This window comes from Streptomyces sp. NPDC096132 (genome assembly GCF_044763345.1).
Taxonomy (GTDB): Bacteria; Actinomycetota; Actinomycetes; order Streptomycetales; family Streptomycetaceae; genus Streptomyces.
In genome coordinates, this window is record NZ_JBIWGA010000001.1 from 16,294 (window position 1) to 41,637 (window position 25,344).

Below are 25,344 nucleotides of genomic sequence, written 5' to 3' on the forward strand. Positions count from 1 at the left end.
GCGCGGGGGGGGGGGGGGGCCGGGGGGGGGGGGGGGGGGGGGGTTGGGGGGGGGGGGGGGGGGGGGGGGGGTTTCGCCCCCGCCGGCCCTGCCCTTCCCGTCCCCGGGGGCTGCCGCCCCCGGACCCCCGCTTCGGCCCTGAAGGGGCCTCGTCCTCAAACGCCGGACGGGCTGAAGACGCGTACCCCCGACTCGGCCTCCGGACGGCTCAGGACATGTACCCCGGTGTCGGCAAGTACGGTGCCGCCGACGGGAGGCCCAGGTCTGAGGGGAGGAGGGAGGCGATCCAGCAGTCTCGGCGTACGCCCTTGTTGTTGATGGCTGAGCGGAGGGTGCCTTCCAGGGTGAAGCCGGCGTGCTGGGCGACCGCGCGGGAGGCGGTGTTGCCCACTTCGGCGCGCCATTCGACGCGGTCGACGGCGAGGTGGGTGAAGGCCCAGCGGGCGGCGGTGAGGGTGGCCTCGGTGGTGTAGCCGCGGCCGCGGTGTTCCTTGGCGGCCCAGAAGCCGACCTCGGCGGTGCCGAGGGTGCGCATGGTGAGGCTGAGCATGCCGGTGAGGGCCCCGTCGGGGAGGAACACGCCGAAGGTGTACATCGAGGCGGTGGCCCAGCCTTCGGGGGCGATCTGCTCGGTGAAGCCGCGGGCGTGTTCGGGGAGGTAGGGGGAGGGGATGGTGGTCCAGCGCTGGATGTCGGGGTCCTGGGCGGCGGCGTACACGGCGTCGGTGTCGTGGGGGCCGACGGGGCGCAGGACCAGGCGGTCGGTGGTGAGGGTGACGGGCTCCATCGGGGGATTGTGGTGGGGTGCGGTCGGGGGACGCCATCGGTTTGCGGGGTGTGAGCGGGTGATCACAATTCGCGCAATTCGTGGTGGGTGGGCGGCACTATCGGCGGGGACCGGACGTTGTCCTGTTTGAAGAAGATTTTGGAGCGTGTGCGCGACAGTGTGCGGTCCTCGCCACGGCAGGCCTCCCGGGGTGGCGGGGTCCTCGCATACGATGGCCGTTGCTCAGTAAGTCAAATGGAAACCGACCGTCCCAGGCCCGACCGGCAAGGAGACCAACCCCCGTGTCCGTCCTCTCGAAGATCATGCGTGCAGGCGAAGGCAAAATCCTGCGCAAGCTGCACCGCATCGCGGACCAGGTCAACTCCATCGAAGAGGACTTCGTCGACCTCTCCGACGCCGAGCTGCGGGCCCTCACCGATGAGTACAAGCAGCGGTACGCCGACGGTGAGAGCCTGGACGACCTGCTGCCCGAGGCGTTCGCCACGGTGCGTGAGGCCGCCAAGCGCGTCCTTGGCCAGCGTCACTACGACGTGCAGATGATGGGTGGTGCCGCCCTGCACCTCGGCTATGTCGCCGAGATGAAGACCGGTGAGGGCAAGACGCTCGTCGGCACGCTTCCCGCGTACCTGAACGCGATCTCCGGCAACGGCGTGCACCTGATCACGGTGAACGACTATCTGGCCGAGCGCGACTCGGAGATGATGGGCCGTGTCCACCGGTTCCTGGGTCTGTCCGTCGGCTGCATCCTGGCGAACATGACGCCGGCCCAGCGCCGCGAGCAGTACCAGTGCGACATCACGTACGGCACGAACAACGAGTTCGGTTTCGACTACCTGCGCGACAACATGGCGTGGGCGAAGGACGAGCTCGTCCAGCGGGGCCACAACTTCGCCATCGTCGACGAGGTCGACTCCATCCTGGTCGACGAGGCCCGTACGCCGCTGATCATCTCCGGTCCGGCCGACCAGGCCACGAAGTGGTACGGCGACTTCGCCAAGCTCGTCACGCGCCTGAAGAAGGGCGAGGCGGGCAACCCGCTGAAGGGCCTCGAGGAGACCGGCGACTACGACGTCGACGAGAAGAAGCGCACGGTCGCGATCCACGAGGCCGGTGTGGCCAAGGTCGAGGACTGGCTGGGCATCGACAACCTGTACGAGTCGGTGAACACGCCGCTGGTCGGCTACCTGAACAACGCCATCAAGGCGAAGGAACTGTTCAAGAAGGACAAGGACTACGTCGTCATCGACGGCGAGGTCATGATCGTCGACGAGCACACGGGCCGTATCCTCGCCGGCCGCCGCTACAACGAGGGCATGCACCAGGCGATCGAGGCGAAGGAAGGGGTGGACATCAAGGACGAGAACCAGACGCTCGCCACGATCACCCTGCAGAACTTCTTCCGCCTCTACAAGCGTCACGACCTGGACGGCAAGGAGAGCCCGGGCCTGTCCGGCATGACCGGTACGGCGATGACCGAGGCCGCCGAGTTCCACCAGATCTACAAGCTCGGCGTGGTTCCGATCCCGACGAACAAGCCGATGATCCGCAAGGACCAGTCGGACCTGATCTACCGCACCGAGGTCGCGAAGTTCGAGGCGGTCGTCGACGACATCGCCGAGAAGCACGAGAAGGGGCAGCCGATCCTCGTCGGTACGACGTCCGTCGAGAAGTCGGAGTACCTGTCGCAGCAGCTGTCCAAGCGCGGTATCCAGCACGAGGTGCTCAACGCCAAGCACCACGAGCGTGAGGCGCAGATCGTCGCCCAGGCCGGTCGCAGGGGCGCGGTGACGGTGGCCACCAACATGGCCGGCCGTGGTACGGACATCAAGCTCGGCGGCAACCCCGAGGACCTCGCGGAGGCGGAGCTGCGGCAGCGCGGCCTCGACCCGGAGGAGCACATCGAGGAGTGGGCGCACGCCCTGCCCGCCGCGCTGGAGAAGGCCGAGCAGGCCGTCAAGGCGGAGAAGGACGAGGTCGAGGAGCTCGGCGGGCTCTACGTGCTGGGGACCGAGCGGCACGAGTCGCGTCGTATCGACAACCAGCTGCGCGGTCGTTCCGGCCGTCAGGGCGACCCGGGCGAGTCCCGTTTCTACCTGTCGCTGGGTGACGACCTGATGCGTCTGTTCAAGGCGCAGATGGTCGAGCGCGTGATGTCGATGGCGAACGTCCCGGACGACGTGCCGATCGAGAACAAGATGGTCACGCGCGCGATCGCGTCCGCGCAGTCGCAGGTCGAGCAGCAGAACTTCGAGACCCGTAAGAACGTCCTGAAGTACGACGAGGTCCTCAACCGTCAGCGTGAGGTCATCTACGGCGAGCGGCGCCGTGTCCTGGAGGGTGAGGACCTGCACGAGCAGATCCAGCACTTCATGAACGACACGATCGACGCGTACGTCTCCGCGGAGACCGCCGAGGGCTTCCCGGAGGACTGGGACCTGGACCGCCTGTGGGGCGCGTTCAAGCAGCTGTACCCGGTGAAGATCACCGTGGACGAGCTGGAGGAGGCGGCGGGTGACCGGGCCGGTCTGACGGCCGAGTTCATCTCCGAGTCCATCAAGGACGACATCCACGACCAGTACGAGGCGCGGGAGACGCAGCTCGGCTCGGAGATCATGCGTGAGCTGGAGCGGCGGGTCGTGCTGTCGGTCCTGGACCGCAAGTGGCGTGAGCACCTCTACGAGATGGACTACCTCCAGGAGGGCATCGGCCTGCGCGCGATGGCGCAGAAGGACCCGCTGGTCGAGTACCAGCGTGAGGGCTTCGACATGTTCGCCGCGATGATGGACGGCATCAAGGAGGAGTCCGTCGGCTACCTGTTCAACCTGGAGGTCCAGGTGGAGCAGCAGGTCGAGGAGGTGCCGGTCGAGGACGCGGCTCCGGTCGACATGGAGAAGCAGGACGTGGTGCCGGCGCAGGCGGGCGCGCGTCCGGAGATCCGCGCCAAGGGGCTGGACGCTCCGCAGCGGCGGAACCTGCACTTCTCCGCACCGACCGTGGACGGCGAGGGCGGCACCATCGAGGGTGACTTCGACGCCGACGACGAGCCGGTGCGGTCCGAGGCCGACGGTCTCACGCGCGCGGAGCGCCGCAAGCAGGCGAAGGCCGGGCGGCGCCGCAAGAAGTAGCAGCGTGCGGGTCCGCGGGGCCGTTGCCGAGGGTGACGGTGTCGTGGGGTGCGCGAGGGCTTGAGGGCCGGGTCACCTGGGGTGTCCCGGCCCTTTTGCGTGCCCTTCGGTGTGCTGATGGGCGCGGCCCTCGCCTTGAAGCCTTGGTGGGGCTGAATCCCTGCTGGGCCGTGGGCGCCCTGGAAGAGGCGCGGCAGACGCGTCAGGGGCGGCCTGGTGGCCTGTGGGGGGCCTCCTCAGTCGTCCTGGGTGTGCGGCTTGCGGGGGCCTCCCACTTCCACGGCTGTGCAGCGCCAGCGGCGGTCGGCGCCGAGCTCCAGGCGGAAGGCCAAGGCGCGCAGGCGGTCGCCGGCGCCGATGCGGGCGAAGGCCTCGATCGCGCCGGGGCGGGGGACGTAGTAGCCGATGTCCCGGACGATCGGGCGGACGCCGTGGGTGGTGCGCAGGGGGCCGTGTTCGGCGAGGTCGGAGAGGTCGTCGTAGGCGCGGCCCTTGGTGTGGCGGAGCATCGAGTGGACGGGGCGTTGGCCGCTGAGGACCGCGAGGAGGCGGTCGGCGAAGAGGTCGGTGGGGCGGGGCTGGGCCGGTGGGCGGTGGGAGTTGTGGGTGGGGTGGGGGGATGCGGGCCGGGGCTGGGGCTGGGGTGTGGGCGGTTGAGTCGGGCGGGGCTGGGGTGTCGGGGTCTGGGGCGTGTGGGTGGGTGTTGGGGGTGGGGTCGGGCGGGTCTGGCGGGTGCGGGGTGGGGTGTCTGTGGGGCGGCGGGTGTCCCGGCGGCCCGGAGGGCGGGTGCCGGGCGTGCGCTGGAGCCTCGTCATGACCTTGTTCATCGTGTCCCCGTTCGATCGGCCTGATGGACGACGGCCCGGCCTTCTACCGGTCGGTAACTTGCCGTCGTCGATCTTGTACGGGGTTGCGGTACGTAATGGCAAGGGAGCGGAGAGTGTCCGAGGGGGTGTCGGGCGGTTCACCTATCAGGGTGGTCGGGGAGGGGAAAAGGCCCGGCAGGCGAGATGGTGGGGGTGAATTTCCAGGCGTGGAGTGGACGCGTTCCGGGGTGCGGGGAGGGGCTCGAAAGGGGACGCGCGCACGTATCCTGAAGGTCCTCCGGGCCGAGCGACGGCCCGTATCCGACGACGAAAGAGCGGCCGGCCATGCGCGTCTACGTCCCCCTGACCCTCCCCGGCCTCGCCGAGGCGCACAAGACGGGGGAGCTGGGGTCCGGGCCGCTCGTCGCGTACGCCGTCACGCCCGCGTTGCGCGAGTGGTACCTGTCCGACGACATCGAGGAACTGGAGTACGCGGCGCTCAGCCGGGCCGCGCTCGCCTCGCTGCGGCTGCTCGCGGCGGACGCGGGTGCGCCGCGCCGGCGGGTCGTGGTCGCCGTCGACGTACCCGACCGCGCGGCCGTGGTCGACCCCGACCGGGGGCTGGATCCGGCGGCGCTGGGGGAGGTGCGGGTGTCGGAGGCCGTGTCGCTGGCCAAGGCGGCGTCGGTGCATGTCGACGCGGGGGACGCGGAGACCGACGTGACCGCGGCGGCGCAGGCGCTCGGGGCGGCGGACGACGGGGACGACGACGCGCAGTTCGTGGTGGACGGGGCCGAGGACCATGAGCTGCTGTGGTTCGCCACGCAGGAGATTCCGAATCTGGTGGGCGCCGGGGGCTGAGGGGCGGGGTGGCGTGCCTCGGCTCTTGATTGTCAGTGGGGGCGGGTACGTTTTCTGGCATGGGGAAGCAGCGGGTGGCGGCGCACATCGTCTGGGACTGGAACGGGACACTGCTCGATGACAACGACGCGATCATCGGGGCGACCAACGCGGCGTTCGCGGAGTTGGGGCTGGAGCCGCTGACGTTGGAGCGGTACCGGGCGCTGTACTGCGTGCCGGTGCCGAAGTTCTACGAGCGGCTGATGGGGCGGCTGCCGACGGACGCCGAGTGGGAGGTCATGGACGAGGTGTTCCACCGGTACTACGCGGAGCACCGGGTGCGGTGCGGGCTCACCGCGGGGGTGGTGGAACTGCTCGCAAGGTGGCGGTCGGCGGGGCACAGTCAGTCGCTGCTGAGCATGTACGTGCATGAGGAACTGGTTCCGCTGGTGCGGGGGTTCGGGATCGAGCCGCACTTCTTGCGGGTGGACGGGCGGGTCGGGCCGTCCGGGGGGAGCAAGGCGGAGCACATGGTGCGGCATCTGGCCGCGCTGGGTGAGGTGGAGCCGGCGCGGACGGTGGTGATCGGGGACGCGGCCGATGACGCGGTGGCGGCGTTGCATGCGGGGGCGCAGGCCGTGCTGTACACCGGGGGGTCGCACAGTCGGGCCAGTCTTGAGGGGGTGGGGGTGCCGGTGGTGGATTCGTTGGCGGAGGCGGTCGAGGTTGCGGGGCAGTTGGCGGCCTGAGGTGAGGTGAGGTGAGGTGCGGCGGTTTGGGGGCGCCGCACCTGTGGGTGGGGTCAGGTGACAGGGGCCTTCTTGCGCAGGATCGTCAGGAACTCGCGCATCCAGGCGGGGTGGTCGGGCCAGGCCCGGGAGGAGACGAGGGTGCCGTCGACGACGGCCTCGCTGTCCTGGTAGGTGGCGCCGGCGGACTGCATGTCGATCTCCAGGGCGGGGTACGACGTGACGCGGCGGCCATGGAGGGCGTCTGCGGCGGCGGTGAGCAGGGGGCCGTGACAGATCTGGGCGACGGGTTTGTCGGCGTCGAAGAACGACTTGAGGATCTTGCGGAGTTCGGCGTCGTTGCGGAGGTATTCGGGGGCGCGGCCGCCGGGGATGACGATGGCGGCGTACTGGCCGGGGTCGACCTCGGAGAAGGCGAGGTCGGCGGGCCAGGTGTAGCCGGGCTTCTCGGTGTAGGTGTCGAAGCCGGGTTCGAAGTCGTGGACGACGAACTGGAGCTTTTTGCGGGTGGGGGCGGCGATGTGGACCTCGTAGCCCTCTTCGAGGAGGCGCTGGTAGGGGTAGAGGACTTCCAGGGCTTCCGCTGCGTCGCCGGTGACGATGAGGATTTTCGTGGGCATGGTGGGCGGCTCCTCTCGGGCGGGCGCTGTCCTTGGCAACGTGCCTCTCGGGGGTGGCCTTGCCAAGAGGTGGGGGCGCTTTCAGGGTCTCTCCGGGAGGGGGCCGACGTCGACTCCTCTCGCCCCCGCCGCCCTTACCCGTCCCATCCCAGGGGCTCCGCCCCTTCGACCCCACCAGAGGCTCCGCCCCTGGACCCTGGCGGGGACTGCGTCCCCTGCACCCCTGGCGGGGCTCCGCCCCTGCACCCCTGGCGGGGCTCCGCCCCTGGACCCCGGCGGGGACTGCGTCCCCTGCACCCCTGGCGGGGCTCCGCCCCTGGACCCCGGCGGGGACTGCGTCCCCTGCACCCCTCGCGGGGCTCCGCCCCTGCACCCCTGGCGGGGCTCCGCCCCTGCACCCCTGGCGGGGCTCCGCCCCTGGACCCTGGCGGGGACTGCGTCCCCTGCACCCCTCGCGGGGCTCCGCCCCGCCCCCACGACACCACCTCCTGCACCCACCCCCACCCCCCACCCCTGTGCAGAACGTCAAAGTTCTCCCCCCTGTTTTGTACACATACGGCTCATGACGGGCCCCCGGTGGGGAGCGATAGCCTTAGTGGCGTGATCAGCGCGATAGCTCGCGGGGGTGTTGTTGCCCCTGCCCTGCGCCCGGTGTGTGCGGACCATCTCCGCGGCCGGGCGGCGGACGCTGGTTCTTGCGGGCGGGGCCGGGGCGCAAGGGGCCCCAGGGCGGCGCGTACGTCCGAGAAGTGCGTGACGTGGAGAGCAGCGTCACACCTCGGAGTGGTGCCGAGAATGGCTGATAACCCCCCGCTCATCTCACCTTGCGGCATAGCGTCGGAGCAGACCGGAGACCCCGGGCCGTGGCGTCGAGCCGCAGGGGAAGAGACCGCACTTCCTTCTACGTCACGCAACGGCGCGCGACAGGAGTCAGAGGACAATGCAGACCAAGCTGGACGAAGCCAAGGCCGAGCTGCTCGAGAGGGCGGCGCGGGTCGCTGAGAACAGCCCGGTCGGGGGGCACCTACCGACTGGGACGACGGGCGAGGGCACGTCGGGCACGCCGGGCACCCCGGACCACGACGCCCTGCTCGCGTTCCTCCAGCGTTACTACCTGCACACCGCTCCGGAAGACCTCAAGGACCGCGACCCGGTCGATGTCTTCGGAGCCGCGCTCTCCCACTACCGGCTGGCCGAGAACCGGCCACAGGGCACCGCCAACGTCCGGGTCCACACACCGACCGTCGAGGGGAACGGGTGGACCTGCAGTCACTCCGTCGTGGAAGTCGTCACCGACGACATGCCCTTCCTCGTCGACTCCGTCACCAATGAGCTGACCCGGCAGGGGCGGGGCATCCACCTCGTCATCCATCCGCAGGTCGCGGTGCGGCGTGATGTGGCCGGCCGGCTCATCGAGGTGCTGGGCGCCCCGCCCGCCGCCGGTGACCTTCCGCACGACGCGCACGTCGAGTCCTGGATCCATGTGGAGATGGACCGGGAGACCGACCGGGCCGACCTGAAGCAGGTCACCGCCGAGCTGCTGCGGGTGCTCTCCGACGTCCGTGAGGCCGTCGAGGACTGGGAGAAGATGCGGGACTCGGCGCTCCGGATCGCCGACGGTCTGCCCGGTGAGGACACGCCCGGCGACCTTCCCGCGGCCGAGGTCGAGGAGGCCCGTGAGCTGCTGCGCTGGCTCGCCGCCGATCACTTCACCTTCCTGGGGTACCGGGAGTACCAGCTGCGCGAGGACGACTCCCTGGCCGCCGTGCCGGGAACCGGGCTCGGCATTCTGCGGGCCGATCCGCACCACGCCGACGGGGACCACCACCCCGTCAGTCCCTCGTTCGAGCGGCTGCCCGCCGACGCCCGCGCCAAGGCCCGTGAGCACAAGCTGCTCGTCCTCACCAAGGCCAACAGCCGGGCCACCGTGCACCGCCCGTCGTACCTCGACTACGTAGGTGTGAAGAAGTTCGACGACGAGGGGAACGTCGTCGGGGAGCGGCGGTTCCTCGGGCTGTTCTCCTCCGCCGCCTACACCGAGTCCGTGATGCGGGTGCCGGTCGTGCGGCGCAAGGTCGGCGCCGTGCTGGAGGGCGCCGGGTTCTCGCCCAACAGTCACGACGGGCGCGATCTGCTGCAGATCATGGAGACCTATCCGCGTGACGAGCTCTTCCAGACGCCCGTCGACGAGCTGCGGTCCATCGTCACCAGCGTGCTGTACCTGCAGGAGCGGCGGCGGCTGCGGCTGTACCTGCGGCAGGACGAGTACGGGCGCTACTACTCCGCGCTCGTCTACCTGCCCCGAGACCGCTACACCACCGGCGTCCGGCTGCGGATCATCGACATCCTCAAGGAGGAGCTGGGCGGGATCAGCGTCGACTTCACCGCCTGGAACACCGAGTCGATCCTGTCCCGGCTGCACTTCGTCGTCCGCGTCCCGCAGGGCACCGAACTGCCCGAGCTGTCCGAGTCCGACAAGGACCGCATCGAGGCGCGGCTCGTCGAGGCGGCGCGGTCCTGGGCCGACGCCTTCGCCGAGGCGCTCAACGCCGAACTGGGCGAGGAGCGGGCCGCCGAGCTGCTGCGCCGCTACAACAACGCCTTCACCGAGGGCTACAAGGCCGACCACACCCCGCGCGCCGCGGTCTCCGACCTCGTCCACCTCGAACGGCTCACCGAGGAGCAGAACTTCTCGCTCAGCCTGTACGAGCCGGTGGGCGCCGCGCCCGACGAGCGCCGCTTCAAGATCTACCGCAAGGGCGACGCGATCTCCCTGTCGGCCGTGCTGCCGGTGCTGAACCGGCTCGGTGTCGAGGTGATCGACGAGCGGCCGTACGAACTGCGCTGCACGGACCGGTCGGTGGCCTGGATCTACGACTTCGGGCTGCGCATCCCCAAGGCGCTGGGCGGCGGCACCACCGACCTGCTCGGCGACGACGGGCGTGAGCGGTTCCAGGAGGCGTTCGCCGCGACCTGGACCGGCGAGGCGGAGAACGACGGGTTCAACGCACTGGTGCTGGGCGCCGGGCTGAACTGGCGGCAGGCGATGGTGCTGCGCGCCTACGCCAAGTACCTGCGTCAGGCCGGGTCCACGTTCAGCCAGGACTACATGGAGGACACCCTCCGTACGAACGTCCACACCACCCGGCTCCTCGTCTCCCTGTTCGAGGCGCGGATGTCGCCGGGCCGGCAGCGTGCCGGGCTGGAGATCGTCGACGCGCTGCTGGAGGAGCTCGAGGCGGCTCTCGACCAGGTGGCCTCGCTCGACGAGGACCGGATCCTGCGGTCCTTCCTCACCGTCATCAAGGCGACCCTGCGGACCAACTTCTTCCAGAACACCGCGGACGGCACGCCGCACGCGTACGTGTCCATGAAGTTCGACCCGCAGGCGATCCCGGATCTTCCGGCGCCGCGCCCCGCGTTCGAGATCTGGGTGTACTCGCCCCGCGTGGAGGGTGTGCACCTGCGGTTCGGCAAGGTCGCGCGCGGCGGACTGCGCTGGTCCGACCGGCGTGAGGACTTCCGGACCGAGATCCTCGGGCTGGTCAAGGCACAGATGGTGAAGAACACCGTCATCGTGCCGGTGGGCGCCAAGGGCGGCTTCGTCGCCAAGCAGCTGCCCGACCCGGGCGTGGACCGCGACGCATGGCTCGCCGAGGGCATCGCCAGCTACCGCACCTTCATCTCGGCGCTGCTCGACATCACCGACAACATGGTGGCCGGGGAGGTCGTGCCGCCGGCCGACGTCGTACGGCACGACGAGGACGACACCTATCTGGTGGTCGCGGCCGACAAGGGCACGGCGACGTTCTCCGACATCGCCAACGAGGTCGCCGGGTCGTACGGCTTCTGGCTGGGGGACGCCTTCGCCTCCGGCGGCAGCGCCGGCTACGACCACAAGGCGATGGGCATCACCGCCCGCGGCGCCTGGGAGTCCGTCAAGCGGCACTTCCGTGACATGGGCGTCGACACCCAGGTCGAGGACTTCACGGTGGTCGGCATCGGTGACATGTCCGGTGACGTGTTCGGCAACGGCATGCTGCTCTCCGAGCACATCCGGCTGGTCGCCGCCTTCGACCACCGGCACATCTTCATCGACCCGAACCCGGACGCGGCGACCTCCTACGCCGAGCGCCGCCGCCTGTTCGAGCTGCCCAGGTCGAGCTGGGCCGACTACAACAGCGACCTGATCTCGTCCGGCGGCGGAGTCTTCCCCCGTACGGCGAAGGCCATCCCGGTCAACGCACACATCCGGGAGGCCCTCGGCATCGAGGGCAAGGTCGCCAAGCTGACTCCGGCCGAGCTGATGAAGGCGATCCTCAGCGCGCCGGTGGACCTGCTGTGGAACGGCGGCATCGGCACGTACGTCAAGGCGAGCACCGAGTCGAACGCCGACGTCGGCGACAAGGCCAACGACCCGATCCGCGTCGACGGCCAGGACCTGCGCGCCAAGGTCGTCGGCGAGGGCGGCAACCTGGGGCTGACCCAGCTGGGCCGGATCGAGTTCGCCCGCCACGGCGGCCGGATCAACACGGACGCCATCGACAACAGCGCGGGCGTGGACACCTCCGACCACGAGGTGAACATCAAGATCCTGCTCAACGGGCTCGTCTCGGACGGCGACATGACCGTCAAGCAGCGCAACAAGCTGCTCGCCGAGATGACCGACGAGGTCGGTGCGCTGGTCCTGCGCAACAACTACGCGCAGAACACGGCGATCGCCAACGCCCTCGCCCAGTCCAAGGACATGCTCCACGCCCAGCAGCGCTTCCTGCGCCACCTGGTGCGTGAGGGTCATCTGGACCGGGCGCTGGAGTTCCTGCCGACCGACCGGCAGATCCGTGAGCGTCTCGGGTCCGGCCACGGTCTGACCGGCCCGGAGACGGCCGTCCTGCTGGCGTACACGAAGATCACGGTCTCGGACGAGCTGCTGCAGACGTCGCTGCCCGACGACCCGTATCTGCGCGGTCTGCTGTACGCGTACTTCCCGACGGCGCTGCGCGAGCAGTTCCCGGAGCACATCGACAGCCACCCGCTGCGCCGTGAGATCACCACGACCGTGCTGGTCAACGACACGGTCAACACGGGTGGTACGACGTATCTGCACCGGCTGCGGGAGGAGACCGGCGCCTCGCTGGAGGAGATCGTGCGGGCGCAGACCGCGGCTCGGGCGATCTTCCGCTCGGCGCCGGTGTGGGACGCGGTCGAGGAACTCGACAACACGGTCGAGGCGGCCGTGCAGACCCGGATCCGGCTGCACTCGCGGCGGCTCGTCGAGCGCGGCACCCGCTGGCTGCTCAACAACCGGCCGCAGCCGCTGCAGCTCGCCGAGACCGTCGACTTCTTCGCCGAGCGCGTCGAGCAGGTCTGGTCGCAGCTGACCAAGCTGCTGCGCGGCGCGGACCTGGAGTGGTGGCAGAAGATCTACGACGAGCTGACCGGGGCCGGCGTCCCGGACGAGCTCGCCTCCAAGGTGGCCGGGTTCTCGTCGGCGTTCCCGGCGCTGGACATCGTGTCGGTGGCCGACCGCATGGGCAAGGACCCGCAGGACGTCGCCGAGGTCTACTACGACCTCGCCGACCGGCTGCACATCACCCAGCTCATGGACCGCATCATCGAGCTGCCGCGCGCCGACCGCTGGCAGTCCATGGCCCGCGCCTCCATCCGTGAGGACCTGTACGCGGCCCATGCGGCGCTGACCGCGGACGTCCTGGCCGTCGGCAACGGCACCTCGACGCCCGAGCAGCGGTTCAAGGCGTGGGAGGAGAAGAACGCGGCGATCCTGGGCCGGGCGCGCACCACGCTGGAGGAGATCCAGGGCTCGGAGACGTTCGACCTGGCCAACCTGTCGGTCGCGATGCGCACGATGCGGACGCTGCTGCGGACGCATTCGTAGGGGAACGCGGTAAGGGCATACGGAAAGGGGCGCCTCCCTGACGGGGGGCGCCCCTTTCCGCTCTGTTTCAGACCGTCGCGGCAGGCTGGGGAGCCGGCTTCTTCGGGGCCGGCTTCTTCTTGGCCTTCTGGTCCCCGCTGAACTCCTCGTAGGCGTCCATGACCTCTTCCGTCGGGCCGTCCATCTTCAGTTCGCCGCGCTCCAGCCACAGCACCCGCTCGCAGGTCTCGCGGATGGTGCTGTTGCTGTGGCTGACCAGGAAGACGGTGCCGGCGTGCTCGCGCATCTCGCGGATGCGTTCGGCCGAGCGCTTGCGGAACAGCGCGTCACCGGTGGCCAGGGCCTCGTCGATGAGCAGGACGTCGTGGTCCTTGGCGGCGGCGATGGAGAACCGCAGCCGGGAGCCCATGCCGGAGGAATACGTGCGCATGGGCAGGGAGATGAAGTCGCCCTTGTCGTTGATGCCGGAGAAGTCGACGATCTGCTGGTAGCGCTCCCTGATCTGCTCCTTGGACATGCCCATGGCCAGGCCGCCGAGGAAGACGTTGCGCTCGCCGGTCAGATCGCCCATCAGGGCCGCGTTGACGCCGAGGAGGGAGGGCTGGCCGTCGGTGTAGATCCGGCCGCGCTCCACCGGCAGCAGGCCGGCGACCGCCTTGAGCAGGGTCGACTTGCCGGAGCCGTTGGTGCCGATCAGACCGATGGCCTCGCCCTTGTAGGCGACGAAGGAGACGTTCTTCACCGCGTGCACCAGACGGGTGCCCGCCGCCTTCTCGGCCTGCTTGCGGCGCAGGATCCGGTTGAGGGCCGCGGTGGCGCTGCCGCGGCCGCCGCCGGTGCCGTTGACGCGGTAGACGATGTCGACGCCGTCGGCGATGACGGTGGGGGCCCGCTCGTCGGCGAGGTCGAAGGGCTCGGTGCGGGATGCGTTGTCAGCCACGGCCGTACGTCTCCTCAGCCTTCCAGAAGTAGATGAAGCCGCCGACACCGGCGAGCAGCGCCCAGCCGGTCGCCCACGCCCACACGTGGGGCGGCAGCTGACTGGCGTGGAAGCTGTCGATCAGCGCGAAGCGCATCAGGTCGATGTAGACGGCGGCGGGGTTGGCGCGCAGCACGTCCGTGACCCAGGCAGGCCAGTCGGTGTGCTTGCTGAGCAGCTTGTCGATGCTCCACATCACGCCGGACACGTACATCCAGGTGCGCAGCACGAACGGCATCAGCTGGGCGATGTCCGGGGTCTTCGCCCCCGCGCGGGCCAGGATCATCGACACGCCCGCGTTGAAGACGAACTGGAGCAGCAGGACGGGGAGGACCAGCACCCAGGACAGCGCCGGCGGGACGCCCATGACGAACAGGATGATCAGCAGCGCGGCCATCGAGAAGAGCAGCTGCTGGAGCTGTTGCAGGCAGTACGAGATCGGCAGCGCGGCCCGCGGGAAGTGCAGGGCCCGCACCAGGCCGATGTTGCCGGAGATGGCCTTGGTGCCCGACATGATCGAGCTCTGTGTGAACGTCCACACGAACACACCCGTGACCAGGAAGGGGATGTAGTCCGGGACGCCCTTCTTGGTCCCCAGCAGCAGGCCGAAGATGAAGTAGTAGACCGCCGCGTTCAGCAGCGGGGTCATCACCTGCCAGATCTGGCCCAGCTTCGCGTCGCTGTACTGCGAGGTGAGCTTGGCGGTGGCGAACGCGGTGATGAAGTGGCGGCGCGCCCACAGCTGGCGGATGTACTCGGGCAGGGAGGGGCGGGCACCGCTGACCGCGAGGCCGTGACGGGCGGCGAGGGCCGCCAGGTCGTCGGGGGGTCCGGCCTGTGTCGTGGGCGGTGTGTGGAGGACCTGGCTCACATCCGCTGCTTTCACTCGGGGGGTGGAGGTGCGTGCGGTCGTCCGGCCGCACAGCCTTTCGCCCGGCGTTCTCTTACGTTTCTCTTCACGTTTTCTTACGTCGGGACGGGACCGTATCGTCGCAACGTGAGCGTAGGCCCAGTTGACGTCGGAACGCAACCGTTTCGTCGTAACGGCCTATGCTGGTCGGCATGACGACGAACGCGACGAACGCCGACGAACCGCAGGCGAAGCCGCGCCGCCGGGCTCCCGCGGGCGCGGCCGTGCTCCGTGAGGATGTGACGGAAGCCATCCGGGCGGCCGTGTTCGAGGAGCTCGCGACCGTCGGCTACGCGCGGATGTCCATCGAGGGCATCGCCCGGCGCGCCGGCGTGGGCAAGACCGCGGTGTACCGGCGCTGGCGCTCCAAGCTGCACCTGGTCCTCGACCTCGTCTCGGCACTCGCCGTACAGGGCCTGCCGGCCCCCGAGACGGGCGGCCTGGAGAGCGACCTGCGGATGCTGTACGAGGTGACCTCACGCGCGCTCCGGCATCCCGCGGCCTCGCAGATCATCCCTGACCTGCAGGCCGAGGCGGCCCGCAACCCCGAGATCGCCGAGGCGTTGCAGAAGACGCTGCGCGAGGGCCAGGAGGGGGTCGCGCTGAAGATCGTGGCGGCGGCGCAGCAGCGCGGGGAGGTCCGCGCGGGGCTGGAGGAGGAGCTGGCGCTCGATCTGATCTCGGGTCCGCTTTACTGGCGTTCGGTGGTGATCCGCAGCCCGAAGCTGCCCAAGGGCTACCTGGGCGCGCTGGCGCGGGCGACCGCGGAGGCGATCAAGGCGCTGTGACCGGGCAGCTCCGGGCGCCGTGACGGGAGTCGACGGGAGTCGAGGTGGCATGAGAGTCGTCATAGCCGAGGACAACGCCCTGCTCAGGGAGGGCCTCGTCCTGCTGCTGACATCGGCCGGGCACGAGGTGGCGGCCGTCGCCGGCTCCGGCCCCGAGATCCTTCCCGCGCTGCTGGAGCACCGGCCCGACGTGGCCGTGCTCGACGTGCGGATGCCGCCGGGCTTCCGCGACGAGGGGCTGCGGGCCGCCCTGGAGGCCCGCGAGAGGATCCCCGGCCTGCCGGTGCTGGTGCTCTCCCAGTACGTCGAGGAGTCCTACGCGGCCGAACTGCTGGGCGGCGGCGCGAGCGGCGTCGGCTACCTGCTGAAGGACCGCGTCGGCCGTGTCGACGAGTTCCTGGACGCGCTGGAACGCGTCGCGGGCGGCGGTACGGCCCTGGACCCCGAGGTCGTCACCGAGCTGATGACCCGCCGCAAGGACTCCCCGCTGGACCTGCTCACCCCGCGCGAGCACGAGGTGCTCGAGCTGATGGCCGAGGGCCGCGACAACACCACCATCGCGACCACGCTCGTCATCACCGAGCGGTCGGTCAGCAAGCACATCGGCAATGTGTTCCTGAAGCTGGGCCTGCCTCCGAGCGACAGCGGACACCGCCGGGTGCTGGCCGTGCTGGCGTATCTCAACAACGCCTAGGTGTGCAGCTGACGGACGCCTATGACAGGGGGTCCTGGGCTTTCTGTCGTAGGCGTTCGCAGGCGGTCAGGCCGCCAGCCGCCGTGCCAGGTCGGTGAGTTCGGGGAGGCGCAGCACCCGCTCGCCCCACCCCGGCAGCGGTACGTGCACGGCGGTCGTCCAGCGCTTCGGGACGGCCTCGATGCCGTACACCGCGCCGGCCAGCCCGCCCGTGACGGCCGCGACGGTGTCCGTGTCGCCGCCCACGTCCACGGCGGCGCGGACGGCGTCCTCGAAGGAGGAGGTGGTGCGCAGGGCCCAGACGGCGGAGCCCAGGCAGGGCCAGACCGCGCCGTTGAACTCGGTGGCGAGGTCCGGGTGCCAGTCGGGGGCGAGGACCGTGGCGTAGCGCGCGCGGTGTCCGGGGCGGACCTCGGCGAGGGTGTCCGGGAGCGCGGCCAGCGGGTCGGCGCCGGTCAGCGCGGCGCGGACCAGCTCGTGGAAGATCGCCGTGCCCTCCCAGGCCGCGGCGTCGCCGTGGGTGAGGGCGGCGAGACGGCGGCCCGCGTCCAGGGTCGCGGCGCGGCCCCGGGGCGCGAAGTGCACGGCGGAGGTGGCCGCCCTCATCAGCGCGCCGTTCCCCGCCGCCCGCCCGCTCACCTGGAAGTGCAGCGCGGCAGCCGTGTCCCACGGGTCGCCGCTGCTCAGCACGGCCTCGGTCTGCAGGCCGATGTCCTTGGGGCCGGCGGCCGCCCAGCGCCGGAACCGCCGGAAGGCATCCGCCGGGTCCAGCCCGCCGCACTCCACCAGCGACTCCCCGACGAGCACCGCCATCTGCGTGTCGTCGGTCGCCTCGCCCGGGTCCCAGCCGCCACCCCCGCACATCTCGCCGCCCTGCCCCGGGGCCGGGAACCGGGCCGAGAAGGCGCCCTCCGGACCGAACTCGAAAGGCGCCCCCAGCGCGTCCCCCACGGCGGAGCCGACGACACACCCGACGGCACGTGCGACATCGATCATCGCGCCAGCCTACGAGGCCGGCCGCACGGCCTACGAGGCCGGCCGCACGGCCTACGAGGCCGGCCGCACGGCCTACGAGGCCGGCCGCGCCGCCTACGACGTCGGCCGCGCCGCCTCCGGATGCAGTCGTACCCATCCCCTCCAGGCCGAGGTGATCATGTCCTGGACGTCGTGCTTGGCCTTCCAGCCCAGTTCGGCGGCGATGCGGTCGGCCGAGGCGACCACCCGCGCCGGGTCGCCGGGGCGGCGGGGGGTGACCGTGGGCGGTCGGTCGTATCCGGTGACGGTGTTGACGCGGTCGATCATCTCCCGGACCGAGACGCCCTCCCCGCGGCCGATGTTGAGGGTGAGGTCGCGGCCGGGTGAGGCCCGCAGGGCGTGGGCGGCGGCCACATGGGCCTCGGCCAGGTCGACGACGTGGATGTAGTCCCGTACGCAGGTGCCATCGGGGGTCGGGTAGTCGTCGCCGAAGACGCGCGGCGGCGCGTTCTCGGTGAGCTTCTCGAAGACCATGGGGACGAGGTTGAGGACCCCGGTGTCCGCCAGCTCGGGGGAGGCCGCCCCCGCCACGTTGAAGTACCGCAGGGAGGCCGTGGAAAGTCCCGTGGCCCGGCCCGTCGCGCGGACCAGCCACTCGCCGGCCAGCTTCGTCTCGCCGTACGGCGACATCGGCACGCAGGGCGTGTCCTCGGTGACCAGGTCGACGTCCGGCATGCCGTACACGGCGGCGGAGGAGGAGAACACGAAGGACGGCACCCCGGCCGCGGTGACCGCCTCCAGCAGGACTCTGAGCCCCTCCACGTTCTCCCGGTAGTAGTGCAGGGGGCGCTCCACCGACTCGCCGACCTGTTTCTTCGCCGCGAGATGGACGACGCCGGTGACCTCGTGCTCGGCGAGGGTGCGGGCGACCCGCTCGCCGTCCAGCGTCGAGCCCACCACCAGGGGTACCCCGGCGGGCACGCGCGCGGCGACTCCGGTCGACAGGTCGTCGTACACCACCGCCCGCTCGTCCGCCTCCGTCATCGCCCGGACGACGTGCGCCCCGATGTAGCCGGCGCCGCCGGTGATCAGCCAGGTCATGTCGACCTTCCCCCTCGTCGGTCGTTCAGTCAGGTGGCGGACAATTGACGCAATGGAGTCGTCTCACAGTGAAGCAGGCGCGCGGCTCTCGTGCAGGGGCTGTGGATAACTCCCGGCGCGCTTCTCCTCGTGCGCCGTGCTCGCGCGCCACAGGCGGACGTAGGACAGCACGGCCGCCGCGAGCAGCATGCCGTTGCGCAGGACCATCAGCCCGGTGCCGGTCCACGTGCACTCGATGACCTCGCCGTACTTGACCGGGAAGATCACGGCGCTGACCGCGGTCGACGCCAGGATCAGCGCGGCCACCGGGCGCTGGGTGGTGTGCCGGGAGGTCAGGCAGACGGCGGCCAGGCCCACCAGCCAGATCATGTACTGCGGGCTGATGACCCGGCTGGTCACGGTGAACAGCAGGACGGCGGTCAGCGCGGCGTCGTACGGCACGGCCTCGGTCCAGTGGCGGGCGCGGATCCGCCACCACAGCAGCAGGCCGAACGCGACGGCGGTGAGGGCGAGCGAGGCGTGCGCCACGCTGGAGACGTACGGCCCGGTGAACTCCATCGCGCCGTACCGGTAGTGGACCTTGCCCGGCCAGTCGGCATGGGTCGCGAGGGAGAGCAGGGTGCCGCCCAGGGACTCGATCTGTACGCCCCTGCCGCCCTGCTGGAGCAGGAAGGCGAGCGGGTTGCGGAACACGAACACCAGCAGCAGGAACAGCGAGGCGCCGGTCAGCGCCACCGACGACCACACCGACCGGCTGTCGGGCCCCCGGCGGACGCCCACCAGCACCAGCGCCGGCCACACCTTCACCAGTGCCCCCAGGGCCGCGAACGCCCCGCATGCGCGCGTGGAGCGGGACAGCGCCAGCAGGGAGAACACGGCGAGCGCCGTGACCTGCACGTCGTAGCGGGCGAACGGGACGCGGACCAGCAGGGGAAGCCCGCCCACCCAGACCGCGGCCCCGGCCAGTGTGCGGCCGGGGCGGGTGCCCGCGCGGGCCAGCGCGAACGCGATCGCCGCGTCCGAGAGGACCGTGAGGGCGACGAACGCCTGGAAGTACGTCCACCACGGCAGCAGGCCCGGCGACAACAGGACGAGACCGGCGCCCGGCGGGTACTGCCACAGCGTGTCGTGCGCGGGGAAGGCGCCGTGCGAGAGGACGCCGTACCAGTGGTGGTACGTGCGCCACACCTCCCGGCTCACCCGGCCGCCCAGGATCCCGAGGGAGTCGTGGGCGAGCAGCCACAGCATCAGGGCACGGGTGGCCAGCCAGGCGGCGGCGAGGGCGAGGAGAAGACGACGACGTTCCATGACGGCGGATCGTAAGCCGCTCGAATGCCTCTTTAGTTCAGATACTCCGTCAATAGCCAGGAAGCGGTACTAAGTCGCACAAAATAAGGCCCGTGAACGTGGTGAACACGGGGCGTGCGGAGGGTGGGAGGCCGTGGCGTGCGGCCGTGGCGGTCGCCGTCCCCGCCGGTGTCATGCTCGTGCTCGGCCTGTGGGGGCTCGACCGGGGCGGCATGTGGCGCGACGAGGCGGTCACCTTCCAGGTGGGGCGGCGCTCGGTGCCGCAGATCTGGCGGCTGCTGCACGGTGTGGACGCCGTGCACGGCCTGTACTACGCCCTGATGCACGCCGTCCTCGCCGTCCGTCCCGACGAGGTCGCCCTGCGGCTGCCCTCCGTCTGCGCGGCGGCGGCCGGCGCCGGTCTGGTCGCGGCCCTCGGCGTACGGCTGGCGCGGCCGCGCGTCGGCCTGTGGGCGGGCCTGCTGTACGCGACGACCCCGCTGGTGGGCCACTACGCGCAGGAGGGCCGTTCGTACGCGCTCGTCGGCGCGGGCGCGGCCGGAGCGACCCTGTTGCTCGTCCGGGCGCTCCAGGGGCGGTCCTGGTGGCCGTACGGCGGCGTGCTCGCCCTGACCTGTCTGCTGCACGAGCTGGCGGTGCTGCTGGTGCTCGCGCACGCGGTGACGCTGCTGTACGCGCGCGTGGAGAACAGGGTCCGGGCGCGGTGGGCCGTGGCGGCCGGCGCCGCGGTGCTCGCCCTGGTTCCGCTCGCCCTGGTGTCGAAGGACCAGGCCGGTCAGGTGGCGTGGCTGCCCCGGCCGGGACCGGGCAGTGCGCAGCGGCTGCTGCACGCGTTCCTCGGGCCGACCGGGTTGGTTTTCTGGACCTGCCTGGTCCTCGCACTCGTCGCCCTGCCGGGCCCCCGCCGGCTCACGCTCGCGTCGGTGGCCCTGCCCTGGGCGGTCGTGCCGCCGCTGACCCTGCTCACCGTCTCCCAGCTCCGGCCGATGTACGACGACCGGTACGTGCTGTACGCCCTCGCCGGGGCACCGCTGCTGGTGGCGGCGGGAGCGGACCGGCTGCTCGGGGCGAGGTCGCCGCTGTCGCCGCTGGCGGGAACCCTCGCCGTCGCCCTCGCGTTCACCCAGCAGCTCCCCCTGCACCGCCAGGACCGCACCCTGCGCGCCCGCCCCGACACCCTCGCCGCCGTCTCCGCGCTGACCGCGCGCGAGCTGCGGCCGGGGGACGCCGTGGTGTTCCTGCCGACCATCGGGCGGCGGGCGAAGGTGGCGCACCCGGAAGGCTTCCGGGGGGTGCGGGACGTGGCGCTCAAGGCCTCCGGACCCGCCTCCGGCACGCTCTACGGCCGTGAGCGGGGCGCGGCCGAGCTGCGCCGCCGTCTGCTCGCGCTGGACCGGCTCTGGGTGCTGGCCGAGCCGTACGCCCTGCGTTCCCCGTGGTACCCGCGCAACCCGACCGAGCGGGTCAAGCTGACCGTGGTGACGGAGGACTTCGTGCCGAGCGAGCCGAGGCGGGAGTTCGTCCGGGACGGGGTGACCCTGCGCCTGTACACCCGCCGTCCGCCGACCCCTGGGGGTTCCCCGGCTCCCGCCGGTTCCCCGGCGCGCACCGCTTCCCCGGCCCCTACCGGTTCCCCGGGTCCTCCTCCAGCGCCGCCGCGTCCAGCGCGCTGGTGAGCTGGTCGAGCCGCTCCCGCAGCTCGCTGATCTCGTCCAGTCGGAAGCCGGTCGCCGAAACGATCCGGCGGGGCACCTGCAGCGCCCGTTCCCGCAGGGCCGAGCCCTCCTCGGTGAGCCGGATCTCCACCGAACGCTCGTCGCGCGCGCTGCGCTCCCGGCGCACCAGGCCGGCCGACTCCAGGCGTTTGAGCAGCGGGGAGAGTGTGCCGGAGTCCAGGCGCAGATGTTCGCCGAGCCTCTTCACGGGCAGGTCGCCGTGCTCCCACAGGACCAGCATCACCAGGTACTGGGGGTAGGTCAGCCCGAGTTCCTTGAGGATCACGCGGTAGACGCCGTTGAACGCACGCGACGCGGCGTGCAGGGAGAAGCAGATCTGGCGGTCCAGGAGCAGCCAGTTCTCCGGGGGGACGGGGACGGGGGCGGAGGTGGGGGTCGACGTCGGGGTCATGTCTCCAGGGTAGCTCCAGCGAGCCATTTAGTTGTGCACAACTGAATTGTGTGCTCTACTTATCTCCGTGAGCGGCCCGGACGCGAGGAGCGTCCCGGCCGGCCACCCCCCGTCACAGACTTCCGAGAGGGATGGTTCATCCATGGACGCGCTCTACACCGCAGTCGCCACCGCCACCCACGGCCGTGAGGGCCGCGCCGTCTCCAACGACGGCAAGATCGACCTCGCGCTCGCCATGCCGGTGGAGCTGGGCGGCAACGGTCAGGGCACCAACCCGGAGCAGCTGTTCGCCGCCGGCTACGCGGCCTGTTTCGGCAGCGCCCTTGGTCTCGTCGGCCGCCAGGCGAAGGTCGACGTCTCCGACGCCGCCGTGACCGCCGAGGTCGGCATAGGCAAGCAGGGCGAGGGCTTCGGCCTGAAGGTGACGCTGCGCGTCGAGCTGCCCGACACGCTGGACGAGGCGACCGGCCGCAAGCTCGTCGAGACCGCCCACCAGGTCTGCCCGTACTCCAACGCCACCCGCGGCAACATCGACGTCGACCTCGTCATCGAGTAAGCACCGCGGACGGCATCGAGCAGAGCCACCCCGTGACCACCCCTGAGAGCGGTTACTCCCCCGTAGACCGCTCTCGGGGGTTTCCCACGCGCGCCAGCACCTCGCCCGTCCGCCGGCTCCACGCCACCACCACGGCCTCCTCGGGCACCGGGTGCCAGCGCGTCAGCAGCAGCCAGCGGATGCGGTAGCGGCGGGCGATCACCGCCCGCTCCGCGCGGGTCGAGTCGTGGTCGAGATAGGCACGGACGTCCGCCAGCCGGCGCAGCCGCGCCCGCTCGTCCAGCGCCGCGTCGGGCCAGGCGGGCGCGGCCAGGTTCGGTCCGTACCCGGCGATCGCGTGGACGGCGAAGTACCCGTCGGTGACCACCACCTCCCCGGGCCCGATGTGCTGCGCGGCCCAGTCGTACGCCGGCCAGCGCGGCGGCTGCTCGAAGCCCACCGGGTCCAGCGCGCGCGGCACGACCGCCCCCGCCTGCACCGTCAGCAGCCCCAGACAGGCCCCGCAGGCCGCGACCGCCCCCAGCACCCGCCGCCCCGGCCCCCACGGCCGGGGCGCCGCCAGTTCCACCGCCGGCGCGAACTGCAGCGGCACCAGCGTCAGGCCGAGGATCCGCCCGTAGGTGTAGTGGCCGCTGACGTACCCGTACGCCACCACCAGGCAGTCCAGGGCGAACATCAGCACCAGCGGGTCGCGCGGCGAGCGCCGCCCCCGCGCCCACAGCGCCGGCAGCCCCAGCAGGGCCAGCCAGAAGTGGCCGGTCATGCCGTCGTACAGCCGCCGGTGCATCGCGTCCACGCTGCCGTCCCCGGCCAGCGCGAACACATCGAAGTACGGCCATCCGGCCGTGACCGCCAGCGCCCCCGCCCCCGTCACCGCCCAGCGGGCCGCCACCGCGGGCCGCCACGCCCGCTGCCACCCCAGGACGACGGCCAGGCCGCCCGTCACGGCCGCCACCGCGGTGATCGGATGCACCAGCAGGATCACCCCGTACAGCGCGCCGAGGCCCGCGTACCCGGTGAAGCCGCGCAGCCCGCTCGGGCCGACGTAACGGACCAGGCGTTCGTCACGCGCGCGTGCGCCCGTCAAGGCCCACGCCCAGAAGGCGAGCCCGATGGCGAAGGTGGACGGATAGCCGAGGTTGCCGGTCATCGACATCAGCCCCAGATAGCCGCTCCACCAGGCGCGTTCCGTGCCCCACAGCAGGGTCATCGCCGCCAGCGCGAGGACGGGCGCCCACGGCCTCGGCGTCAGCGCGCGCACGAAACGGCCGATGCCGCTCAGCAGCACCAGCAGGTTCACCGGCCCGGCGACCCGCAGCACCTCCCACCCCGTCAGCCCGGTCAGCCGGGCGAACGCGCCCTCCGCCACCGCGTACGGCGAGTAGTAGGGGCTGCCCGCACCCGGCAGGTCGGCCATCGGGTGCCGCGGCCGGAGCAGATGGGCCTTCAGGCGTTCCACGACCGCCGCGTGCACACCGGCGTCGCAGCACAGCGGCACCCGCCAGAACGCCAGCGACATCACCAGCCAGAACAGGAAACCGAAGACCTGGAACGGGCTCGGACGCCACACCCGCCCGCCGCGCAGCGCCCCGGCACCGCGCGCGGGCCGCCGGGTCAGGACACCGGCGCTCACCGGGCGGAAACCGAAAAGCGGCAGACGAGGGCAAAGTTGAGCATCAGGGGCATTGGCCGTATGTTCCCGCCCGCATCAACGGCCTTGCCGACTGTCACCCCATCGGGTGAGCCCGATCGGAGTCATCCCCGCGAATGGGCCCGATCGGACGGACCGGACCGCTCCTGCGCCGGCAGTACGATCCGCGCCCGCAGCAGCACCGACTCCAGCAGCAGCGGCAGCCCCAGCACCGGCAGCAGCCACGCCAGCACGATCAGCCGGTCGCCCCAGATGGTGATGTCCGGATGCCCGGCCTGGGTGAGGAACCCGGTGAACGCGGCGGCCACGACGCACACCCCGGCCGCCCGCCGCCCCCGCAGCACCCCCCACGCCCCGGCCGCCAGCGCCACCGGGAACAGCGGCTCCCACGCCTGCCGACGCGTCCACTCCACCCAGAAGTTGAACTGAAGGTGCAGGAACTCCGGCCACACGCGCGTGCGGTCCGGCCGGGAGAAGTGACGGGTCAGCAGATCCTGCATGCTCTCCGACTCCGACGGGAGGTGCAGCAGCCGGGCCAGCAGCAGGGTCCCCAGCACCCCGCAGCAGCCCACCGCCGTCACCACGACCGGCCCGCGCCCCGGCACCCGCCCGGCCCGCCGTCGCCGTACGAGGACCAGCGCCCCCGCGCCCGCCAGACACAACCCGAGGAACAGCGCCTGCGAGTGCTTGACCGTGAACAGCGCGGCCAGCGACCCCCCGACGAGCCGCGCACCCGCCCACACCCGCCGCCCGTCGCCGTCCCCCTCCAGGGCCAGCGCACACCCCCACACCGCGGCCAGTGTCAGCGTCAGCATCAGCCCCTCGGTCATCGGGCGCATCGCGGTCGTGCCGCACGGCAGCACGTAGTACAGGGCCTGCCCGGTCAGACACACCGGGGCCGGCGCGCGCAGGGTGCGCAGCACCAGGAAGACCAGCACCCCGCCCGCCACTGTCACCGCGACACCCGCCAGCCACAGTCCCCACGTCACCCCGAACAGCGCGAGGAACGGCAGCAGGAACACCGGATACCCGGGCCGCGCCTCGAAGATCCGCATGAAGCGCTCCGGCATGAACGGCACCGTGTGCCCGCCGGTCTGTCCCGCCCCCAGCCGCGCCCCGACGTTGCGCCACTCCCGCTCCCGGCACTCGGCCAGCACCCGGCGGGTGGGATCCGGCGCATGGAAGCGGACCACGTCCACGCTCTGCCGCCGGGCCGCGATCGAGGCGCCGCCCCGGCAGGCGTAGTCGATGGTCGCGGCCGCCGCCTCCCGTTTGTCCTCCCCGCGCAGACTCAGCGCGTACGACAGGTAGTTCTTGGTGTCCGGGGTGTCCCGGCCGGTGACGTTCGCGAGCTGGAGCACCGCGAACACGGCGGCCAGGACCAGCACCCAGGCGCGAGACCGCATCCGAACTTTCGTGACATCTGGGAATT

General features: G+C 71.3%; 19 protein-coding genes. 8 read left to right on the plus strand and 11 right to left on the minus strand.

The features are described from left to right. Positions 1 to 208 precede the first annotated feature (208 nt). Positions 209 to 787, minus strand: a complete 579-nt coding sequence (locus ACIRF9_RS00070; protein ID WP_403813900.1) for a GNAT family N-acetyltransferase — start codon at positions 785 to 787, stop codon at positions 209 to 211. 281 nt (positions 788 to 1,068) lie between these two features. On the opposite strand from ACIRF9_RS00070, the gene secA reads away from it, so the two are divergent. After that, positions 1,069 to 3,912 (plus strand): preprotein translocase subunit SecA, encoded by a 2,844-nt coding sequence (gene secA, locus ACIRF9_RS00075; protein ID WP_403813903.1) that lies wholly within the window; start codon positions 1,069 to 1,071, stop codon positions 3,910 to 3,912. A gap of 236 nt (positions 3,913 to 4,148) precedes the next feature. Here the strand turns inward: secA and ACIRF9_RS00080 are convergent, their stop codons facing one another. Further along, positions 4,149 to 4,739, minus strand: coding sequence for an Rv3235 family protein (locus ACIRF9_RS00080; RefSeq protein ID WP_403813906.1), 591 nt, complete (start codon positions 4,737 to 4,739; stop codon positions 4,149 to 4,151). A 324-nt stretch (positions 4,740 to 5,063) separates the two neighbouring features. Here ACIRF9_RS00080 and ACIRF9_RS00085 point away from each other — a divergent pair, with 324 nt between their 5' ends. Together ACIRF9_RS00085 and ACIRF9_RS00090 are read left to right on the plus strand one after the other, a co-directional pair. Further along, a complete protein-coding gene (locus ACIRF9_RS00085; protein WP_403813909.1) occupies positions 5,064 to 5,579 on the plus strand; it encodes a DUF6912 family protein in 516 nt (171 codons plus the stop codon). A gap of 59 nt (positions 5,580 to 5,638) precedes the next feature. Beyond that, the gene (locus ACIRF9_RS00090; RefSeq protein ID WP_403813911.1) at positions 5,639 to 6,307 is read left to right on the plus strand and encodes an HAD family hydrolase; all 669 of its coding nucleotides are present in this window, start codon (positions 5,639 to 5,641) and stop codon (positions 6,305 to 6,307) included. Positions 6,308 to 6,360: 53 nt separating this feature from the next. Here ACIRF9_RS00090 and ACIRF9_RS00095 read toward each other — a convergent pair whose 3' ends face one another. Further along, entirely contained in the window at positions 6,361 to 6,927 is a 567-nt protein-coding gene (locus tag ACIRF9_RS00095) for a DJ-1/PfpI family protein (RefSeq protein WP_403813914.1), read from the minus strand. A 940-nt stretch (positions 6,928 to 7,867) separates the two neighbouring features. Here ACIRF9_RS00095 and ACIRF9_RS00100 point away from each other — a divergent pair. Beyond that, positions 7,868 to 12,823, plus strand: a complete 4,956-nt coding sequence (locus ACIRF9_RS00100) for an NAD-glutamate dehydrogenase (RefSeq protein ID WP_403813917.1) — start codon at positions 7,868 to 7,870, stop codon at positions 12,821 to 12,823. A gap of 67 nt (positions 12,824 to 12,890) precedes the next feature. Here the strand turns inward: ACIRF9_RS00100 and ACIRF9_RS00105 are convergent, their stop codons facing one another. Further along, on the minus strand, positions 12,891 to 13,763 hold the full coding sequence (locus ACIRF9_RS00105) for an ABC transporter ATP-binding protein (protein ID WP_403813920.1): 873 nt from the start codon (positions 13,761 to 13,763) through the stop codon (positions 12,891 to 12,893). Then, entirely contained in the window at positions 13,756 to 14,673 is a 918-nt protein-coding gene (locus tag ACIRF9_RS00110) for an ABC transporter permease (protein ID WP_403813923.1), read from the minus strand. The genes ACIRF9_RS00105 and ACIRF9_RS00110 overlap by 8 nt, the downstream gene beginning before the upstream one ends. A gap of 191 nt (positions 14,674 to 14,864) precedes the next feature. Between ACIRF9_RS00110 and ACIRF9_RS00115 the strand changes: the two genes are divergently transcribed. Beyond that, on the plus strand, positions 14,865 to 15,500 hold the full coding sequence (locus ACIRF9_RS00115) for a TetR/AcrR family transcriptional regulator (protein WP_403813925.1): 636 nt from the start codon (positions 14,865 to 14,867) through the stop codon (positions 15,498 to 15,500). A gap of 49 nt (positions 15,501 to 15,549) precedes the next feature. After that, on the plus strand, positions 15,550 to 16,194 hold the full coding sequence (locus tag ACIRF9_RS00120) for a response regulator (RefSeq protein WP_403813927.1): 645 nt from the start codon (positions 15,550 to 15,552) through the stop codon (positions 16,192 to 16,194). Positions 16,195 to 16,260: 66 nt separating this feature from the next. Here ACIRF9_RS00120 and ACIRF9_RS00125 read toward each other — a convergent pair whose 3' ends face one another. From ACIRF9_RS00125 to ACIRF9_RS00135, 3 genes are all read right to left on the minus strand, one after another. Next, positions 16,261 to 17,190, minus strand: coding sequence for an ADP-ribosylglycohydrolase family protein (locus ACIRF9_RS00125; RefSeq protein WP_403813930.1), 930 nt, complete (start codon positions 17,188 to 17,190; stop codon positions 16,261 to 16,263). Positions 17,191 to 17,283: 93 nt separating this feature from the next. Continuing rightward, positions 17,284 to 18,270: a UDP-glucose 4-epimerase GalE gene (galE, locus tag ACIRF9_RS00130; RefSeq protein WP_403813933.1), complete on the minus strand. Its 987-nt coding sequence runs from the start codon at positions 18,268 to 18,270 to the stop codon at positions 17,284 to 17,286. Between the two features lie 63 nt (positions 18,271 to 18,333). After that, positions 18,334 to 19,578, minus strand: coding sequence for a glycosyltransferase 87 family protein (locus ACIRF9_RS00135; RefSeq protein WP_403813936.1), 1,245 nt, complete (start codon positions 19,576 to 19,578; stop codon positions 18,334 to 18,336). A 92-nt stretch (positions 19,579 to 19,670) separates the two neighbouring features. Between ACIRF9_RS00135 and ACIRF9_RS00140 the strand changes: the two genes are divergently transcribed. Next, positions 19,671 to 21,254: a glycosyltransferase family 39 protein gene (locus ACIRF9_RS00140; RefSeq protein WP_403813939.1), complete on the plus strand. Its 1,584-nt coding sequence runs from the start codon at positions 19,671 to 19,673 to the stop codon at positions 21,252 to 21,254. Here ACIRF9_RS00140 and ACIRF9_RS00145 read toward each other — a convergent pair. Continuing rightward, the gene (locus ACIRF9_RS00145; protein ID WP_403813942.1) at positions 21,202 to 21,705 is read right to left on the minus strand and encodes a MarR family winged helix-turn-helix transcriptional regulator; all 504 of its coding nucleotides are present in this window, start codon (positions 21,703 to 21,705) and stop codon (positions 21,202 to 21,204) included. The genes ACIRF9_RS00140 and ACIRF9_RS00145 overlap by 53 nt on opposite strands. A 142-nt stretch (positions 21,706 to 21,847) precedes the next feature. Here ACIRF9_RS00145 and ACIRF9_RS00150 point away from each other — a divergent pair, with 142 nt between their 5' ends. After that, positions 21,848 to 22,261, plus strand: coding sequence for an organic hydroperoxide resistance protein (locus tag ACIRF9_RS00150; protein WP_403813945.1), 414 nt, complete (start codon positions 21,848 to 21,850; stop codon positions 22,259 to 22,261). A 52-nt stretch (positions 22,262 to 22,313) separates the two neighbouring features. On the opposite strand, the gene ACIRF9_RS00155 is transcribed toward ACIRF9_RS00150, so the two are convergent. Continuing rightward, positions 22,314 to 23,894: a hypothetical protein gene (locus ACIRF9_RS00155; protein ID WP_403813948.1), complete on the minus strand. Its 1,581-nt coding sequence runs from the start codon at positions 23,892 to 23,894 to the stop codon at positions 22,314 to 22,316. Between the two features lie 122 nt (positions 23,895 to 24,016). Next, on the minus strand, positions 24,017 to 25,318 hold the full coding sequence (locus tag ACIRF9_RS00160) for a hypothetical protein (RefSeq protein ID WP_403813951.1): 1,302 nt from the start codon (positions 25,316 to 25,318) through the stop codon (positions 24,017 to 24,019). Positions 25,319 to 25,344: the final 26 nt, after the last annotated feature.

Bases quoted from the DNA above. Each gene is read 5' to 3' on its own strand.
- ACIRF9_RS00070 (WP_403813900.1), bottom strand. From the start codon at position 787: ATGGAGCCCGTCACCCTCACCACCGACCGCCTGGTCCTGCGCCCCGTC.
- ACIRF9_RS00080 (WP_403813906.1), bottom strand. From the start codon at position 4,739: ATGAACAAGGTCATGACGAGGCTCCAGCGCACGCCCGGCACCCGCCCT.
- ACIRF9_RS00085 (WP_403813909.1), top strand. From the start codon at position 5,064: ATGCGCGTCTACGTCCCCCTGACCCTCCCCGGCCTCGCCGAGGCGCAC.
- ACIRF9_RS00090 (WP_403813911.1), top strand. From the start codon at position 5,639: ATGGGGAAGCAGCGGGTGGCGGCGCACATCGTCTGGGACTGGAACGGG.
- ACIRF9_RS00095 (WP_403813914.1), bottom strand. From the start codon at position 6,927: ATGCCCACGAAAATCCTCATCGTCACCGGCGACGCAGCGGAAGCCCTG.
- ACIRF9_RS00100 (WP_403813917.1), top strand. From the start codon at position 7,868: ATGCAGACCAAGCTGGACGAAGCCAAGGCCGAGCTGCTCGAGAGGGCG.
- ACIRF9_RS00115 (WP_403813925.1), top strand. From the start codon at position 14,865: ATGACGACGAACGCGACGAACGCCGACGAACCGCAGGCGAAGCCGCGC.
- ACIRF9_RS00120 (WP_403813927.1), top strand. From the start codon at position 15,550: ATGAGAGTCGTCATAGCCGAGGACAACGCCCTGCTCAGGGAGGGCCTC.
- ACIRF9_RS00125 (WP_403813930.1), bottom strand. From the start codon at position 17,190: ATGATCGATGTCGCACGTGCCGTCGGGTGTGTCGTCGGCTCCGCCGTG.
- galE (WP_403813933.1), bottom strand. From the start codon at position 18,270: ATGACCTGGCTGATCACCGGCGGCGCCGGCTACATCGGGGCGCACGTC.
- ACIRF9_RS00135 (WP_403813936.1), bottom strand. From the start codon at position 19,578: ATGGAACGTCGTCGTCTTCTCCTCGCCCTCGCCGCCGCCTGGCTGGCC.
- ACIRF9_RS00145 (WP_403813942.1), bottom strand. From the start codon at position 21,705: ATGACCCCGACGTCGACCCCCACCTCCGCCCCCGTCCCCGTCCCCCCG.
- ACIRF9_RS00150 (WP_403813945.1), top strand. From the start codon at position 21,848: ATGGACGCGCTCTACACCGCAGTCGCCACCGCCACCCACGGCCGTGAG.
- ACIRF9_RS00160 (WP_403813951.1), bottom strand. From the start codon at position 25,318: ATGCGGTCTCGCGCCTGGGTGCTGGTCCTGGCCGCCGTGTTCGCGGTG.